At 65.0% G+C, this 17,523-nt stretch carries 14 protein-coding genes; 2 read left to right on the top strand and 12 right to left on the bottom strand.

All coding sequences use genetic code 11. The features are described from left to right. Window positions 1–71 precede the first annotated feature (71 nt). Both AC1DXM_RS05650 and AC1DXM_RS05645 read left to right on the top strand, forming a co-directional pair. Window positions 72–1,397: a bifunctional folylpolyglutamate synthase/dihydrofolate synthase gene (locus AC1DXM_RS05650; protein ID WP_477232165.1), complete on the top strand. Its 1,326-nt coding sequence runs from the start codon at window positions 72–74 to the stop codon at window positions 1,395–1,397. A gap of 25 nt (window positions 1,398–1,422) precedes the next feature. Beyond that, a complete protein-coding gene (locus AC1DXM_RS05645) occupies window positions 1,423–1,842 on the top strand; it encodes a VOC family protein (protein WP_477232164.1) in 420 nt (139 codons plus the stop codon). Between the two features lie 4 nt (window positions 1,843–1,846). Here AC1DXM_RS05645 and AC1DXM_RS05640 read toward each other — a convergent pair whose 3' ends face one another. The 12 genes from AC1DXM_RS05640 to AC1DXM_RS05585 form a co-directional block, all read right to left on the bottom strand. Beyond that, window positions 1,847–2,260: a PIN domain-containing protein gene (locus AC1DXM_RS05640; protein ID WP_477232163.1), complete on the bottom strand. Its 414-nt coding sequence runs from the start codon at window positions 2,258–2,260 to the stop codon at window positions 1,847–1,849. Beyond that, window positions 2,257–2,505, bottom strand: coding sequence for a plasmid stabilization protein (locus tag AC1DXM_RS05635; protein ID WP_477232162.1), 249 nt, complete (start codon window positions 2,503–2,505; stop codon window positions 2,257–2,259). Before AC1DXM_RS05635 ends, AC1DXM_RS05640 begins: the two co-directional genes overlap by 4 nt. A gap of 71 nt (window positions 2,506–2,576) precedes the next feature. Then, on the bottom strand, window positions 2,577–2,858 hold the full coding sequence (locus AC1DXM_RS05630) for a cupin domain-containing protein (RefSeq protein ID WP_477232161.1): 282 nt from the start codon (window positions 2,856–2,858) through the stop codon (window positions 2,577–2,579). Window positions 2,859–2,988: 130 nt separating this feature from the next. Then, complete coding sequence (gene trxA / locus AC1DXM_RS05625; RefSeq protein ID WP_023672297.1) at window positions 2,989–3,312, bottom strand: thioredoxin; 324 nt, start codon at window positions 3,310–3,312, stop codon at window positions 2,989–2,991. Between the two features lie 73 nt (window positions 3,313–3,385). Then, window positions 3,386–6,907, bottom strand: coding sequence for a double-strand break repair helicase AddA (gene addA, locus AC1DXM_RS05620; RefSeq protein WP_477232160.1), 3,522 nt, complete (start codon window positions 6,905–6,907; stop codon window positions 3,386–3,388). Then, window positions 6,904–10,041 carry a double-strand break repair protein AddB gene (gene addB, locus AC1DXM_RS05615; protein WP_477232159.1) on the bottom strand — a complete coding sequence of 1,046 codons (3,138 nt, stop codon included), beginning with the start codon at window positions 10,039–10,041 and terminating at the stop codon, window positions 6,904–6,906. Before addB ends, addA begins: the two co-directional genes overlap by 4 nt. Further along, window positions 10,038–10,742, bottom strand: a complete 705-nt coding sequence (locus tag AC1DXM_RS05610) for a nucleotidyltransferase family protein (RefSeq protein WP_477232469.1) — start codon at window positions 10,740–10,742, stop codon at window positions 10,038–10,040. Before AC1DXM_RS05610 ends, addB begins: the two co-directional genes overlap by 4 nt. 14 nt (window positions 10,743–10,756) lie before the next feature. Then, the gene (tsaE, locus tag AC1DXM_RS05605; protein WP_477232158.1) at window positions 10,757–12,268 is read right to left on the bottom strand and encodes a tRNA (adenosine(37)-N6)-threonylcarbamoyltransferase complex ATPase subunit type 1 TsaE; all 1,512 of its coding nucleotides are present in this window, start codon (window positions 12,266–12,268) and stop codon (window positions 10,757–10,759) included. Window positions 12,269–12,276: 8 nt separating this feature from the next. Further along, a complete protein-coding gene (locus tag AC1DXM_RS05600; RefSeq protein WP_477232157.1) occupies window positions 12,277–14,841 on the bottom strand; it encodes a sensor histidine kinase in 2,565 nt (854 codons plus the stop codon). Between the two features lie 187 nt (window positions 14,842–15,028). Beyond that, on the bottom strand, window positions 15,029–16,429 hold the full coding sequence (gene ahcY / locus AC1DXM_RS05595) for an adenosylhomocysteinase (RefSeq protein ID WP_192255409.1): 1,401 nt from the start codon (window positions 16,427–16,429) through the stop codon (window positions 15,029–15,031). A 252-nt stretch (window positions 16,430–16,681) separates the two neighbouring features. After that, window positions 16,682–16,978, bottom strand: coding sequence for an HPr family phosphocarrier protein (locus AC1DXM_RS05590; RefSeq protein WP_477232156.1), 297 nt, complete (start codon window positions 16,976–16,978; stop codon window positions 16,682–16,684). Next, window positions 16,975–17,376, bottom strand: a complete 402-nt coding sequence (locus tag AC1DXM_RS05585; RefSeq protein WP_477232155.1) for a PTS sugar transporter subunit IIA — start codon at window positions 17,374–17,376, stop codon at window positions 16,975–16,977. The genes AC1DXM_RS05590 and AC1DXM_RS05585 overlap by 4 nt, the downstream gene beginning before the upstream one ends. Window positions 17,377–17,523: the final 147 nt, after the last annotated feature.

Raw genomic sequence — 17,523 nt, 5'->3', positions numbered from 1 at the left:
ATCCTCTTGTTACGCATGATCCTTTCCGAAAACCGATTCGTGTTTTTGGGCCCATGCGGTAGGATTCCCTTATGACCACACTTGCCGCAGACCGCGAAATCGACGCCTTGATGGCACTGCATCCGAAAGGCTTCGATCTTTCGCTCGACCGCATCACCCGGCTGCTCGACCGCCTCGGCAATCCGCAGGACCGGCTGCCGCCGGTCATCCACATTGCCGGCACCAACGGCAAGGGCTCGTGCGCCGCCTTTTCGCGCGCGCTGCTCGAAGCCGGCGGCCACCTCGTCCATGTCCACACCTCGCCGCATCTGGTGAACTGGGCCGAGCGCTACCGGCTGGCGGCCGAAGGCGGCGGCAGGCTGGTCGATGACGAGACCTTAGCCGAGGCCATCGCTCGCGTCGCACGGGCCAATGAAGGCCAGAAGATCACCGTCTTCGAAATCCTCACCGCCGTCACCTTCATCCTGTTTTCTGAGCATCCGGCCGCCGCCGCCATCATCGAGGTCGGCCTTGGCGGCCGCTTCGACGCCACCAATGTCGTGGCCCGGCCGGCGGTGTCGGTGATCATGCCGGTGTCGATGGACCACGAAGCCTATCTCGGCGACCGGGTCGAGCTGATCGCCGCCGAAAAGGCCGGCATCATGAAGCGCGGCTGCCCGGTGGTGATCGGCGCGCAGGAGAGCGAGACGGCGCTGCAGGTGCTGATCGAAACCGCCGAGCGGCTGGATTGCCCGACCTTCGTCTACGGCCAGGATTTCCTCGCCTTCGAGGAAAACGGCCGCATGGTCTACCAGGATGAGGACGGCCTGATGGATCTGCCGCCGCCGCGCCTGCCGGGGCGCCACCAGTTCGCCAATGCCGCTGCTGCCATCGCCGCGGTCAAGGCCGCCGGCTTCGAGATCAGCCACCGCGCCACGGAGAAGGCGATGGCCAAAGTCGCCTGGCCGGGCCGCATGCAGAAGCTGGCCCAGGGCAGACTGGCAGAGTTGGCGCCCGCGGGCGCCGATATCTGGCTCGACGGCGGCCACAATCCGGGCGCCGGCATGGTCATTGCCGAGGCGCTGGCCGAGCAGGAGGAAAAGAACCCGCGACCGCTGTTCCTGATCTCCGGCATGATCAACACCAAGGACCAGAGCGGCTATTTCCACGCCTTCAAGGGCCTGGTCCGCCACGTCTACACGGTTCCGGTGAGCCTAAGCGACGCGGGCGTACCGAATGACGAACTGGCGGTGCGCGCGACGGAGGCGGGTCTCACCGCTGAACCGGTCAGCTCCGTCGCCAGCGCGCTGATGCTGCTGCGCGACACCTGGGACGGGCCGGCGCCGCGCATCCTGATCGGCGGTTCCTTGTATCTGGCCGGCGCGGTGCTGGCAGAAAACGGCACGCCGCCGACCTGAAGTCAATGACAGCAAGGAGTCGCGTATGATCAAGGTGAAGCAGCTCGCTCACGTCTGTATCTTCGCGCATGATCTGGAGGCGACGCGAGCCTTCTACCGCGACGTGCTCGGCCTCGATACGCAGTTCAATTTCCTGCGCGACGGCAAGGTCTTCGGCTTCTACCTCAATTGTGGCGGCCGCAGCCATGTCGAGGTGTTCCAGAAGAACGGCACTGCATACAGCGAGCAGAACCAGATCAACCACTTTTGCCTTGAGGTGGAAGACATCGACGCTGCGATTACCCACATCAAGTCGAACGGCGTCGACGTCACGGCCAAAAAGCACGCCTGCGACGACACGTTTCAGGCCTGGATCCGCGACCCCAACGGCGTGAAGATCGAGCTGTTCGAATACACAGCCAAAAGCGCGCAATTCGCCGGCGGTGACCGCATCGCCGACTGGTGATGTTCTAGAAATCCCAAGGCGAGATCAGCTCAAGGTTGGCCGGGCCGAAGTCGTTCAGATTGCGTGTTGCCAGCCGACCACCATTCACGCGTACGATCGCTGCAATCATGCCATCGGGTGCTGACATACCCCGGCCCTGGCGGATGGCGGTTCCCATAATCTCGCCATAAGCCAGAGCCGCCTCCTCCGTCAGCCCGAAAATGCGGCCCGCAAAGCGATGGCGCCATTGGGAGAGACCTTGCTCCAGGCGATCGGCGCGCTCATCAGGCCGTATCTTTTGGATGCCGAAAGCGATTTCGGCTATCGCCACCGTGGGAAGCGCCAGTTCGGCGTCGTTGCGGACCAGCCACGCCATGACAGCCGCGTCAGGCGTCTTTCTGAGGGTTTCCGAAATCACATTGGTGTCGACGAAAATCAAAGGTCCGGCCCTGTATGGACCTTGCGGCTTTCCCGGATGATTTCTTCCAGATCGATATCGACGCCGATGCTTGCCGTCAGGCGGGAGTAGAAGGCTGATGCCGGTTCTCGCCCGGCCTCACGAATCTCATAAGATTCAAGCGCGCGTTCGACGATATCAGCGATCGAGCGGTTTTCGCGACGAGCGAGACGATGCGCAAGATCTCTTGCTTTTGCGCTGCGGACGGAAAGCTGGGGTTCGGCCATTTCAAAATCCCTTTAGGAGAGATATAGCCCCATCGGTCCTTGCCATCAAGATGGCAGCTGATGGCACGCCATCACTTCAGCTCGATCTCGATGAAAGCGTATTCGCCGTCATTGGCGCTGATAACGTCGTGCTCGACGCCCTCCTTACGGAAATAGGGGGCGCCCTTTTTCATATCGGCGAAGGATTCGCCATCCTTGGTCACCAGCTTCACCTTGCCGTCCATCAGCGGCACCACGACATAGTCGTGGCCATGGCGATGCCAGCCGGTGTTGTCGCCCGGCTGGAAGCGGTATTCGGTGACGATGACGCGCTCATTGTCGATGAAAACGGTGGCCTTGGCGGATCCGGTCATTCTGTCTCTCCTGTCCTGCCTCAAGCAGAGGACATGGAGCCGCGCGGCGCGAGGGCCAGAGATGTCAGGCGATGACGCCAAAGAAAAAGCCCGGCGAGGGCCGGGCTTCGATCTCGGAAATTCAGTCAGATCAGGCGAGGCTGCCGTTGATCCAGTGCGACAGCGCGGTCTTCGGCGCCGCGCCAACCTTCATGTCGGCCACTTCGCCGCCCTTAAAGATCATCAACGTCGGGATCGAGCGCACGCCGAACTGCGCGGCAAGCTCGGGGTTCTCGTCGATGTTCAGCTTGGCAATCTTGATCTTGTCGCCGAGCTCATTGGCGATTTCTTCCAGCGACGGACCGATCATCTTGCACGGGCCGCACCATTCCGCCCAGAAATCCACCACGACGGGCTGCGAGGCGTTGAGCACATCGGCCTGGAAATTGCTCTTGTCGACCTTGACGGTGGCCATACGAAAATCCTTTCGAAATTTATCTCGCACCAAATGTGGTGGTTGAGCAGCCCTTCTTCAAGCAGAACTTGTGTCACGCTCCCGTGAGTCGGGCAAGGGCATCGTCCATCGCTTCGGCCGGCAGTTCGATCAGCCTCGGCGCCTCGGTAAACAGCAGCGCCGCTGTCACCGCGCGGCCGGGATAAAGCGGCTTCAGCAGCGCGCGATAGAGCGCCAGCTGCAGGATATAGGCCGGCGGCACCTGCGCCAGCGTCATTGGCGCCGGCCGGTTGGTCTTGTAGTCGACGATCGAGACCTTTTGCGGCGTCACTGCCAGCCGGTCGATCTTGCCGGAGATCGAACGCAATCTGCCCTTGACCTCGAGGCTGCCCATGACGGCGACTTCGGCGCGGGACGAGGGCGAGAACAGCTCGGCAAAACGCGAATCCCCGAGGATCGCCATCACTGAGGCCAGCGCCTTGCTGCGTTCGGCTTCAGTCCAGTCGGCGCCGGCACGGCTTAGATACTGCCCCGCCGCGCCTTGCCGTTCGCCTTCGACGAAGCCGGGCAACATCTGCAGCAATTTGTGCAGCGCCAGTCCGCGCATCACCGCAAAACCGGGCTCCGCTTCATCGTCCAGCACCGGCGAGCGGGTGTCGACGACAGCTTCCTTGCCCTCGTCGATCAGCGCCGAAGCGCCGGAAGGTGACAGCGGGCGCGGCAGCTCTTCGTAAGGCGGCAAGGGGCGGAACAGGTTTGCCGGCAAGAACGGCAGAAGCGGTTGCGGCAGCCGCTTATCGTCGGCAGCAGCCAGCGGCACCGGCGGCAGCTTGGTCATGACGAAGCGATGAACCGGCTCGCCACTGGCGGGGTGGACGCGCTCCGTGCTTTCCGGCGCACCGGTCAGCGCGCGGCTGACGATCGAATGCCAGGTGCCGCTGCTCGGCGCGCGCTTGCCGTGATAGCCGCAGACGATCAGCCGGTCCTCGGCGCGCGTCATGCCGACATAGAGCAGGCGGCGGTATTCGTCGTCGGCAAGCTCGCGCGCCCGGGCCGAGGCCGCCTTGGAAAAGCCGTTGGCGACATCGCTGGCCGAGCGCCAGAGATAACCCTTGCCGTCAAAATTGCGGCCCGAGCCGTCGAACGGCATCAGTCGTGGCAGATGTTGGTCGCTGAACGGCGCCGACCCGCCATCGACCAGGAAGACAACGGGCGCTTCCAGGCCCTTGGCGGCGTGGACCGTCATGACGCGGACCTCGTCGCGCGTCTGGTCCATCTCGCGCTTGATCTCGGGACCGGTGTTTTCCAGCGTCGCCAGAAAGGCCTCTAGTCCCGGCAGGCCGGTGCGTTCCTCGGCCAGGCAAAAACTCAGGAATTCATCGAGGATGTCGCCGGCCTCCGGTCCGAGCCGAGCGATCATCTTCTTGCGCAGACCGTCGCGCGCCAGCACGCCGGCATAGAATTCGAACACCGGCCGGAACGCCGCCTCATTGGCCCAGCCGTCGAGCCGGGTGACGATAGCGGCCAGTGCGGGACTGTCGCCGGCATGCTGTCGCAGCGCCGTTATCAGCGATGTCGCGGCCGGCCTTCCCGCGCCAAGCGCAAAAAGCGTCTCCTCCGACACGTCGAAGATCGGGCTGCGCAGCACGGCGGCAAGCGAAAGATCATCCTGCGCCTGGATGAGGAAATGGCCGAGCGCGATCAGATCCTTCACCGCAATATGGCCAGGCAGACTCAACCGGTCGGCGCCGGCGACAGGAATGTCACGGTCCTTCAGTGCGCGTGACAGCGCATGCACGAAGCGGTCGCGCTTACGCACCAGCACCAGAATGTCGCCGGCCCGCAGCCTGCGGCCCTTGCCCTCGATGATCTCGCGGTCCTTGAGCCAGGCCTGGATCGTCGCCGCCACATGTTCGGCAACGCGCACCGCCGGTGCGCTGGCGTGGTTGACCGGCAACGTCCAGTCGTCGGGTTCCTCGACCGCACCGGCGCCGAGCGACGGCCAGACCTCGACATAGCCCGGCGCATCGTTGCGGATCGCCTTGTGGTCGAGCGGGTCGGGGTCGTGGCTGATGCCGCGCCGCACGCCCGAATCGGCAAAGACACGGTCGACAGCGGCCAGCACATCGTCGGTCGAACGGAACGACCAGGTCAGCTTGAGGTCGGCAAACGAAGCTTCGGCATCGCGCACGCGCCCGGCAAACAAAAGCCGGCTGTCGGCAAAGGAATCCGGCGCGGCGCCTTGGAACGAATAGATCGATTGCTTTTCGTCGCCGACGGCAAACACCGTGCGATTGGCGCTGCCGCGCTGGCCGCGGCCGGCGAAGAATTCTTCCGACAGGCGCTTCACCACCTCCCACTGGTCGGGGCTGGTGTCCTGCGCCTCGTCGAGCAGGATATGATCGATGCCCTGGTCGAGCTTGTACTGCACCCACGGCCCGGCATCGGGCCGCGCCAGAAGATTGACGGTGCGGGTGATGAGATCGTTGAAGTCGAGGAAGCTGCGGCCGCGCTTCAGGCGCTCGTAACGCACGATCAGCCAGTCGGCGATGGTCAGCGCCGCAACCGTGCCTTCCAGCATCCTGAACAGCGCCAGCCGGTCGGAGACCTCTGTTATCGCCTTGACCGCCGCCAGATAGCGCTCGGGAAGGTCAGGCAGCCGGTCGACCAGCGCTTTCTTGAATGCCTTAGTGGGATCATAGGGATCGCCATCGGCCTTGAGGAAGGCTTTACCCAGCATCTGCAGCCGACGGATTGGATCGGTCTCCAAGAAGGCTGGACGGGCGTAGGGCAGAAGATTGTTGAGCACGATGCGGGCGTCGGCAGCTTCCGCCGCACTGGCGAAGACTGCAAAGAAGTCCGGCAGGAAACCCGGCAGTGGCCAGACCGATGCCGCTATGTCTTCTGCACTCTGCCCGTAGCGAAAATGGAATTCGTCGAACAGCGCCTGAAAGCCGGCGCCATCGCGCCGGACCGCATCGATAAAGCCGCGCAGTCCGTCGCGCTTGCGCACGATTTCGGAAAGCAGCGCGTCGAGCCCGTGTTCGCCGCCGCGTTCCAGCACGGTGGCGAAGGCCTCGGCCAGTCCGGCGTCGCCGGCAGACGTGCCCGAAATCATGTCGCGGCGCGCGGCGGCGAACAGCGAGGCCTCCATCTGCGGATCGAGCATTTCGAAATGCGCCGGGATGTTGGCCTCCAGCGGGAACTGGTGCAGCACCGATTCGCAAAAGGCGTGGATGGTCTGGATTTTCAGCCCGCCCGGCGTCTCCAGCGCCTCGGCAAACAGCCGGCGCGCCCGGCGCATCGTGTCGCGGTCGGGCCGGCGATCGTCCAGCGCGGTGATCTTGGCGGCAAGCTCGGCATCACCAAGCGCCGTCCATTCCGAGAGCGTCGAGAACACCCGGTTCGACATGTTGGCGGCGGCGGCCCGCGTATAGGTCAGGCACAGGATCTTCGACGGATCGGTGCCGTTGAGCAGCAGCCGGATGACGCGCTGGGCCAGCACATGCGTCTTGCCGGAGCCGGCATTGGCCGACACCCAGGCCGAGTTCTTCGGGTCGGAAGCGCGCGCCTGGCTGGCGGCGGTCTCGGCTGGGATGGGATAGGCCTTCTTCATGCCTCCCCCGCCTCGTCGTCACTGTCGCCGCCGGCCGACCATTCGAGGACGCGCGCCAGATGGTCGTAATCGCCGTCGCTCTCGCCCTCGCGGAACGGCAGCGCCCGCGACAGGTAGCCGGTCGCCGGGTCGGCATAATGGACAAGAAGCTTTTCCAGCCGCGCCCAGGCTTCTTCGGCGAGGTCTTCGGCGGTCCTCGGCTGGCGGTTGTAATCGAGGATGGATTCCTCGAACACCTCGCCATCGGGCTTCAGCCGCACGAAGGCAAGTTGCGAGGGTTCGCGCGCGCCAAGCCCCTTGAAAGCGCCGCGCCGCAGAAGCGCGCCTTCGAGCGCCAGCTGCGGCGCCAGCAGCGTGTGCGCTTGCGCCTTGGACGGCGAGGAGCCGGTTTTGTAGTCCAAAATGTCGGCCATGCCGCCGGCCAGCAAATCGACACGGTCGGCATAGCCTGACAGCGTCACCCCGGTACGGCCGACAGCGGTCTTTTCTGCGCGCTCCTCGGCATGCCGCCGCGCGACGGCGGGAGCCCTTCCACGCTCCCATTCGATGATGTTGGCGGCGAGCTTTTCGAAACGCGGCCACCACACGGCCTCGACATCGGCGGGAAGGGCTACCTCTGCAAAGCATCTGCGGCCCGCCGAGATAAGCCTCTCCAGGGCTTCCGGCGCGCGCGGATCGGCAACCTCTGTCGAGAACAGGTGCAGTATGTCGTGAAACAGCGTGCCGCGCTCGGCCGCACCTGGATCGCGAATCACCGGTTCGAGCGGCAGGAGGCCGAGAATACGTCGGGCATAGATCGCATAGGGATCGCGGCGTAGCGTCTCGATCTCGGTCACCGAGAAGTGCTGCGGCCGCATCGCCAGCGGCGGCTTCGGCTGCGGCCGTGGCGCGAAGTGTTGCCGCTCGCCGGCGTCCAGCGCGCGGGCCCAGGCCAGCAATTCATCGCCGCGCTGGCGCAGCGCGGTCGCGGGGTCTTTGCCGATGAAGGTGAGGATGCGCTGCAGCCACCGCGACGGCACGGCAGGTGCGTCGCCTGCGCGGGCGGAGCGCGTCAGCACCACCTTCTTTGCCCCCATCGCCATCTGGAAATCGTGAGCGGCAAGGCCGATGCGCCGCTCCGGCGGCTCAAGGTCGATGCCGGTCTTCATCAGCCGCGACATGAAGCGATCGCTCTCCGGCTTGCGCGGCCACACGCCCTCGTTCAACCCGCCAATGACCAGCGTGTCGACATTCTGCAGCCGCGCTTCCAGTGCGCCCCAGATGGCGATGTTGCGGTCGGTGCCTTGTCCCGGCTTCACCGTCTCGGGCGCGATCAGCGCGTCCATGACATCGGGCCATTCGTCGGCCGGGAAGTCGAATGAGGCCGAGGCCGCGACCACGCCGCGCAGCAGCTCGGCGAGTTTCTCGCCGGCATCACCAGCGTAGAGTTCGGCGAGACTGCCGTCCGCCGTGCGGCCGAGATTTTCTAGCGCGGCGACGCTCTCCTTGGTCAGCGCGACGAGATCGGCATTCTCTTCACCACGAAAAGTGGTTAGCGGCGCCAGCGCCGTCGCAAGCCGGCCCAACAGGTCGCGGGCCTCCTCGATACCGCGCACGCTCAGGCGCGAAAACCAGAAGGGCTGGCGCTTGTCGCCGCTCAGCCCGGCCAGCCGCTCCTCGAACAGCGTCGCCAGCGAGGCGATATCGGGACGCCCGGTGCCGCCGCGCAGCGCCACCAGTTCGATGAGCTCGGCGGCATGGCGCACGCCGGCCCGCTCCAATCCGAGCCCGAGCAGCGGATGCTTGAGCAGCGACAACAGGCCGACCGGATCGCCGGGCCGGAACACAGCCTGCAATGTCAGCCGGAGCAAGCTGGCCGCAGGTGTGTTGGCTAGCGGCGTCCCACCGGAATCGTCGGCGACGACGCCGAAGCGCAGAAGCTCGGCCGAGACGCGCCGCGCCAGCGCCCGGTCGCCGGTGACAAGGGCCGCCCGCTGTCCCGGCTGCTCGACGGCTGTCTTCAGCGCAATGGCGATTGCCACCGCCTCGTCGCGTTCGCTGGCGGCTTCAACCAGCGTCACATCGGCGAAGGCTTCGGCGATGTCGCCGGCATTGAAGGCAATGCGCGTCTCGGCCCACAATTCGGTGGTTTCTGCGGGCCGCAGCGCCTCGCCGACAAGCGCGGCACGAAGGGCCTGCGCCCGCTCGGCGGATACGACCTCCTCGACGTCGCCGCGCAGCACGCCGATCTTGCCGATCAGCTTGGCCATGCCGTATTGCGGATGACCGAGCAAAGCAGGCCGAGCGCCCGGCGCTGCTATCGCGGCAAAGGACGCCTCGTCCAGCATCCGGTCGAGACCGGGCAGCACGACGGCGCCGCTGGGCAGGCCGGCGACCGCGGCAAGCAGTTCGGCCGTGGCCGGGATCGAGCCGGTGGAGCCGGCGGCGATCACCGGGCCTTTCGGCGGATTGCGTTCCAGCCGCTTCGCCTCGCGCCGGATCAGCGCATTGCGGTGCGCGGCCGGGTTGGAGCGGTCGCGCTCCTCCAGCAATTTCGGCCAGGCGTCGGTGACGATGCGGAGGAAATCGAGCGTCACCAGCCACCAGCCGGCAAGATTGCCGGTCACCAGATCGGCAAGCCTGGTCCAGTCCGTGCCTTCTGTTTCGATCTCGTCCATCAGCCGGGCAAGGTCGCGCGCCAGCCAGATCGCATCGGCGGCGGAGGCCGGCACGACGATCTCTTCGTCGAACATGGCCAGGACATGCGCCGGCAAGGTGCGCTTCCACGCCCGCACCAGCGGCGCCAAAAGCAGCAGTCGTTCGATGGCTGCGATCGGCGGCGCCATTTCAAGCTCGGTCGGCGCGCCAGCGTCGAAGGCTGTCTCGTCTTCGTCGAACTCGCCGAGCGGGCGGATGACCGGCAGGATCGCCGAACGGCGGCTCGCTCCCGGTCCGGAAAGCGCGTCGACGAAGGCGCCGCGCAGCGCACGCGCTGCACGCCGTGTCGGCACATAGATGGTGACGTCGGCCAGCGCCAGCGGATCGCCATCGAAACGAAAGTCAGGCACCAGCCGTCCGGCCAGCAAGGCCTCGGCCAGAGTCGGCAGGAATGGCGCTCCGGGCGGGATCGAGAGAACGCGGCGCGAGCCGCTCATACCGCTCCTGCGAGGGCGGCGGCGACCGCCGCTTCCGCTTGCGGAATGGCATCGGGCGTACCGACGGTGATCCAGCTTCCACGCATCTGCATGCCGAACAGGCGGCCAGAGGCGATCGCCTTGTCGAAATAAGCATTGAGCGAATGCGCGCCGGCTGGCGCGTCCTTGAAGATGGCGGGATCAACGATCGCCGCCCCCGCATAGATCAGCCCGGCCGGGTCGCCTTTCGAGCGCCGCAGGCTGCCATCCGGCGCCATCAGGAAATCCGTGCCGACACTGTGGCCGGTCGCCGAGTCGAGATCGGTAAGCATCAGCAGAATATCCATTTTCGCGCCGTCCCATGCAAGGGAAAGGCGCTCAAGGCTGGGCTGGCCGCTATCGATCCAGAACGTGTCGGCATTGATGATGTAGAAGGGTTCGGCACCCAGCAGCGGCAATGCCTTGACGATGCCTCCGGCCGAATTCAGCAGCGCATCGCGCTCGTCGGAAATGACAAGTTTCGGCACCTGCCTGTGGGCGACATGAGCAACGATCTGGTCCGGCAGATAGTGCACGTTGACGACGGCTTTCTCGACGCCAGCCGCCGCCAGGCTGTCCAGCCCCCAGTCCAGCAAGGTCTTGCCGGCGATCCTCACCAGCGGCTTAGGCATGGTGTCGGTGATCGGCCGCATGCGTTTGCCGAGACCAGCTGCCAGCACCATCGCGGTGGTCAAGGTCACGGTGCGGTTTCCTCCAGCAGGCGATGCACCATATAAAATTCCTTCAGCTGGGACAGCGCCGGGTGCGCCAGCGCCCGCCTGAGATAGTCGCGGATGCGCGGCAGGTGTTTCAGATAATAGGGCTTGCCGTCGCGCTTTTCGAGCCGCACGAAAATGCCGAGGATTTTCGAATTGCGCTGCGCCGCCATGATTGCATAGGCCTCGCGGAAAGCGGACTCGTCGAAGCCGCCGGCGGCTTGACGCGCCGCGACATAGGCATCGACGGTGTGTTGCTCGATGTCGGGCGAGACGGTGACGCGGGCATCCATGGCCAGCGATGCCACGTCATAGGCCGCCGGACCGATCAGCGCGTCCTGGACGTCGACGATGCCGAGACGATCGTGGCCGGTGCGCTCGCCGCGCCAGATGATGTTGGGCGAATGGAAGTCGCGCAGCATCAGGGTGTAGTCGCGTTCGTTCAACCGGTCGAGAACCGCGTTCCATTCCTTGTGATAGCCGGCGCGCAAGGCTTCGCTTGCCGCGCTGCCGGTCACCATCGGCACATACCAGTCGACCAGAAGGTCAGCTTCGATCAGCATGGCGTCGCGATCGAAGGGCGGCACCTCGTGGAAAACGCCGGGCACTGCCTCCACGCGCTGCGGCCAGGTCTTGCCGTGCATCATCGCCAGCAGCTCGGCCGCCGCCGCGTAGCGCTCGGCCACTGGCTCGCCCTGTCCGTCGAGAAAGCCTTCCGAGCCCAGATGTTCCAGCAGCAGAAAGCCTTGATCGAGATCCTCGGCGTGAATCTGGGGGACGCTGACACCTTGCGCCAGCAGTGCCTTGTCGATGGCGACAAAGGCCGTCACCGATTGCGCGGTGTGGGCGATCACCGCGTAGGGTTTGCCGTCGCGCACCGGCGGTCCGAGCACCAGCCGCGGCGAGTTCATCAGCACGCGGGGTTCGAGGCCCGTGAGCGAGACGATCTCGTAAGAGCGCGCCGAGGCGTCGCCGACGAAATGGCGCCGCGCGGCCTCGCCCCAGCCGGCCGTTTCGAGGAAGTCGCGCATCGCCAGCGATCGCGCCATGCGTTCGAAGGCTGCACCTTCGCCCGACAAGTTCGCTAATCGGCCTTCGCCATGATGGACGAGTTCGATCCAGGTCGACGTCTTGGGTAAGGCGGCCTCGGCCCGCTCCGGCCATTCAACCAGGGCAGCGCCTTGCAGCAGCGCTTCGTCGAAACCTAGTTCGTCGATCTCGCCGGCTGAGGACAGCCGATAGAGATCGAAATGATGGACGGGAATGCGCGTGTCGTAGCTTTGCACCAAAGTGAAGGTCGGGCTCGGCACGTCGAGGCCGGCATCGTCGGCCAGCGCCCGGATCAGAGCACGCGCCAGCGTCGACTTGCCGGCGCCGAGATCGCCCTTGAGCGCCAGCACATCGCCCGGCCGCAGCGCCATGGCCAGGTCCTCGCCGAGCCTTGCGGTCGCAGCCTCGTCGGCGAGAAAACGCTCCAGCACAGCAACAGTCATCGAGCGCGCTACTCGGCCGCGGCGCGGACGCCCGACGGTGCATCGGGGAAGGTGCAGATGACGGTGGTGCCCTGGTCCTTGCCGGTCTCGATGCGCACGCTGCCGCCATGCAGCTCGACAAAGCTCTTGACGATCGACAGGCCGAGCCCGGCGCCGCGCCGGCGTCCGCCATTGGTACGCGGCTCGAAGCGGCGGAACACCGAATCGAGCAGGTCCGGCGGCATGCCGGGACCGTCATCGTGGACGGAGAATTCGACACCTTGTTCCAAATGGCGGCAGGCCAGCGTGATCGTGCTCGCTTCCGGCGCGTAATTGGCAGCGTTGCTCAACAGATTGTAGAGAATCTGGCGGACCCGGGTCTCGTCGCCATGGAAACTCTTCGGCGCGGCCGCGGCGTCGATCCTGAGCTTGATTGCATGCTCTTCCAGCCGGTCGGCGACCAATTCGGCGGCGGCCTGGATGGTGCGATCGACGCTCACCTCCGAAATGTCGAGCTGCATGATGCCGGCGTCGACGGTGGCGAGGTCGAGTATGTCGTTGACGATGGTGAGCAGCACCGAAGACGACGAGCCGACATGCTCGACATATTCGCGTTGCTTGGGGCTAAGCGGCCCGGTCGTTGGCAGCGACAACAACTCGGTGAAGCCGATGATGTTGGTCAGCGGCGAGCGCAGCTCGTAGGAAACGTGCTGCACGAACTCGTTCTTCAGCTGGTCGGATTTCTGCAGCGCCTCGTTCTTGTCCTTCAGGGCGCGCTCGACATTGACGCTGTCGGTGACGTCAACGAAGGTCATCATCACCTGGCCGTTGGGCAGCGGGATGACGGCGTAGCTTAGCACGGTGCCGTTCCTTAGCTCGGTCTGGCCGTGGCGCTCGCGGCGCTCGTCGTCGAAACCGGTGATGGCGGCGACGAACCCGCCCCACGGGCTGTCGACGGCGCGCTGGTCGCTGAGGTCTCGGATCGCCTGGACATGGACGTTGGGCTTGACCACATCCGGGCTCAGCCCCCACAGCGCGACAAAGGCCGGGTTGGACAGACGCAGCCGCCCATCGGGGCCGAACACCGCAACGCCCTCGGCCAGATTGTCGAGCGTCTCGCCCTGGACCCGCACCGCCGTCTGGTAGCGGCTCTCCAGATCCATCTTCTCGGTCAGGTTTTCGAACACCCAGGTCACGCCGCCCTTGGGCTGCGGGTTGGCGACCACGCGGATGGTCTTGCCGTCGGGCAGATGCCACCAGTGTTCCTGCGATTCCACGGCGCGGTAGGCGCCAAGCAGGCCTTCTTTCCAGCGCCGCCATTCCGGCTGCTCGGCGATCTTGCCTTCGCTGCGCAGCCGGTCGAGCAGCAGCGCATTGTCGGGCGCACTGTGCAAGAAGCCAGAGTCCAGCCCCCACAGTTTCTGGAATGCCTGGTTGAAGAAGCGCAGCTTCTCGTCGGTATCGAAGATTGCCACCGCCGTGTTGAGCTGGTCGAGCGTGTCGGCATGGCTGCGCACCGTGCGTTCATATTCGCCGCGAATGGTTTCTGTGGCGCTTGTGTCGCAGGCAAGGCCCGCCGAGCCGTCGCTGCCGGCGAAATCGGTGACGGCGAAGACGCGGCGGTCGCCCTCGATCACCGTCGACAGCGTCTGTTCGAAGACCGGGTGCGACTTGTGTTGTTCAGCGATCTGTTCGCGCGCCTGGCCGCCGAGGAATTCCTTGGCTTCGCGCACGGCGGTTTCGGCGTTCGGGGCCTCGACCGCACCGGCATAGGCGCGGTTGACCCATTTCAGCCGGCCATCGGTGGCGCGCAGCCATGCCGGCATCGGCAAGGCGTCAAGCAGGCCGATCATGGTGTCGTAGTCGGCGGCCAGCCGCTGGTTCTCGATCTTCAGCCTGGCCTGGCTTCGCTGCGTTTCCGACAGCGAGACGAAGCGCACCAGCACATGGGCGGCGCTCTTGCGGCCATGCACTTCGAGCGGCGCCCCGGCCTGCGATTCGATGACCAGATCGAACGGCCTGGCTTTCTCGCGCAGGCCCGCGACGGCATTTTCGAGCGCTGCCGCCGAGCGTGGCATCAGCCAGCGGCCGAAGGCCAGGAACGCCGCGCGGTCTTCCGGTGCGCCGCTTTCGAGCGGCAAAGTTCCGATCAGCTCGGGCTTCTTGTTCTCCGAAGCCCAGACGATGATGCGCTGGTCGCGCAGATTGAGCAGCGCTTCCGAACGCTGCAGCGCCGCGTTGACGTCGGCGATGCGGGCCCTGAGCTCGACATTCTGCGCCGAGGTGCGGGCTCTTTCGCGGATCAGGAAGATGGCCGAGACCAGAGCGGCGCCCATGACGCCAACGAACATGGCGAGCTGGATGACCTCCACCGCGCTGACCGACAGCCCGGCCTTCTGCGCCATGGATGACTCGGCATGCGCGGCAAACGAAGTGAGCGGACCGGCAAGCGCGGACGTGGCGAGAAAGCCCGCGACGCGGGCGCCGACGCGCTTCTTTCGGCCGCCGCCTGTCTTGGCGGAGCCAGTGATATCGGAATCGTCATGGCCGCCGGAAACGGCCCATCCCGCGCGAGGCGGGTTTTCCCCCGGCATGTCTTGGTCCTCTTCGCCGCCTGAATGCAAGACCGCCCAGATGCGTGCGCCGGCCCTCGTCCCCGGCCCGCGAATCACCACAATAGCGCGTGCTGGAATCGGCGTGAAGAATCATTCCGCGCAAAAAAGAAGCCGGTCGAAATGTCAATCGCCCGGCTTCAATATCTAGTGGTGATTTGCGCTATGCTTAATAGCGGTAGTGTTCCGGCTTGAACGGACCCTGCGGGGTCACGCCGATATAGGCGGCCTGTTCGCCGGATAGTTCGGTCAGGCGGGCGCCAAGCTTGTCGAGATGCAGGCGCGCCACCTTCTCGTCGAGATGCTTGGGCAGCACATAGACCTGGTTCTGGTACTGGCCGGGCTTTGTGTAGAGTTCGATCTGCGCCAGCACCTGGTTGGTGAACGAGGCCGACATCACGAAGCTCGGATGGCCGGTGGCGTTGCCGAGGTTGAGCAGGCGTCCCTCGGACAAAAGGATCATCCGCTTGCCGTCCGGGAAAGTGATCATGTCGACCTGCGGCTTGACGTTGGTCCATTTCAGGTTGCGCAGCGACGCCACCTGAATCTCATTGTCGAAGTGGCCGATGTTGCCGACGATCACCATGTCCTTCATCGAGCGCATGTGGTCGAGGGTGACGACATCCTTGTTGCCGGTCGTGGTGATGACGATGTCGGCGGTCGGGGCCGCATCTTCCAGCGTGACCACCTCAAAGCCATCCATTGCCGCCTGCAGCGCGCAGATCGGATCGACCTCGGTGACCTTGACGCGGGCGCCGGCGCCCTTGAGCGAGGCCGACGACCCCTTGCCGACGTCGCCATAACCGCAGACGACCGCGACCTTGCCGGCCATCATGGTGTCGGTGCCGCGGCGAATGCCGTCGACGAGCGATTCCTTGCAGCCATATTTGTTGTCGAACTTCGACTTGGTGACCGAGTCGTTGACGTTGATCGCCGGGAAGGGCAGCAGGCCCTTCTTCTGCAACTGGTAGAGGCGGTTGACGCCCGTCGTCGTCTCTTCGGTGACGCCGCGGATCGCTTCCTTCTGCTTGGTGAAGAAGCCGGGCGAAGCCTTCAGGCGCTTCTTCACCTGGGCGTAGAAGTACTCCTCTTCCTCGCTGTGCGGGTTGGACAGCACGTCCTCGCCGGCTTCGGCGCGGGCGCCGACCAGGATGTACATGGTGGCGTCGCCGCCATCGTCGAGGATCATGTTGGAGAGGCCACCATCGGCCCACTGGAAGATCTTGTCGGTGTAGTCCCAGTACTCTTCGAGGCTCTCACCCTTGACGGCAAAAACCGGGATACCGGCTTCGGCGATGGCTGCGGCGGCATGGTCCTGGGTCGAGAAGATGTTGCACGAGGCCCAGCGGATGTCGGCGCCGAGCGCCTTCAGCGTCTCGATCAGCACGGCCGTCTGGATAGTCATGTGCAGCGAGCCGGTGATGCGCGCGCCCTTCAGCGGCTTCTTGGCGCCGAATTCCTCGCGGCAGGCCATCAGGCCCGGCATTTCGGTTTCGGCGATATCGAGTTCCTTGCGGCCCCAGCCGGCAAGCGAGATGTCGGCGACCACATAGTCCTTGCTACCTGTCATGGCAGTGCTCCGGTGTGATTTGTCTTCAGATGCGCCTGCGCCACACGGCGCGTCCAAGGGCGCGGGAATGCCGGCCTGACTAGCAGATCGCCGCTCAGACGACAATGGGATATAAAGAAATCTTTATGCGCGTATGTGTTTGCGGAGCGTGATCCCGAACCGAAGGGCCGCGTCAGCGAAAAGTGGAAGCCGGTTTTCTCAGACAAAACGGGAACCGTTTTGTCTGGAGATCATGCTCAAACAAAAAGAGCTTCAGCACTCTTCGCCGAAGCGCGAGGCGACCAGCTGCTCCAGCGCATCCATCACCGCGACGGCCTCAGCGCCGCTGGCGGTGACGCGGATCGAATAGCCGGGGCTCGCCGCCAGCATCATCAGGCCCATGATCGAGGTGCCGCCGACCTTGACGCCGTCCTTCTCGACATGGACGATGGCGTCGAAGCCGCTGGCGACCTGGACGAACTTGGCCGAGGCGCGCGCATGCAGGCCGCGCTGGTTGACGATCGGGAACTCGCGCACGACCTTCTCTTGCTCCGGCGACAACGCGTTCATTTGCTGCTCAAGAGCTGGCTGGCGACGTTGATGTATTTGCGCCCGGCGGCCTGTGCCTCGTCGAGCGCGGCCGCCATGTTGTCACCCTTGCGGATCGACGACAGCTTGATCAGCATCGGCAGGTTCATGCCGGCGATGACCTCGGTGCGGCCGGATTCCATCACCGAAATGGCAAGGTTGGACGGCGTGCCGCCGAACATGTCGGTCAGAACAATGACGCCGGCCCCGGTGTCGACGCGGCCGACAGCGTCGACAATATCGCTCCGCCGCTGCTCCATATCGTCATCGGCGCCGATCGCCACGGTTTCGAAATTGTCTTGTGGCCCCACGACATGTTCCACGGCATGGCGGAACTCGGCGGCCAGTTGACCGTGCGTTACAAGCACGAGTCCGATCATTCTATGGTGGCTCCCGTCATCGCCGCTTCACAGGCGCTTTTTATGCTCGCCGGCCATCCCAGGCGGCGGGAGCGCTATCTTGTCGACGCGCGGCGCGTTGACAAGCCCAAAATTGCGCCTGCCATGGCCATTTTGACGCATTGCAGC

Source organism: Mesorhizobium sp. P3_A2, assembly GCF_056403115.1.
The sequence above is the reverse complement of the archived record's forward strand: the minus strand, read 5'-3'. Positions and strand labels throughout refer to the sequence as shown.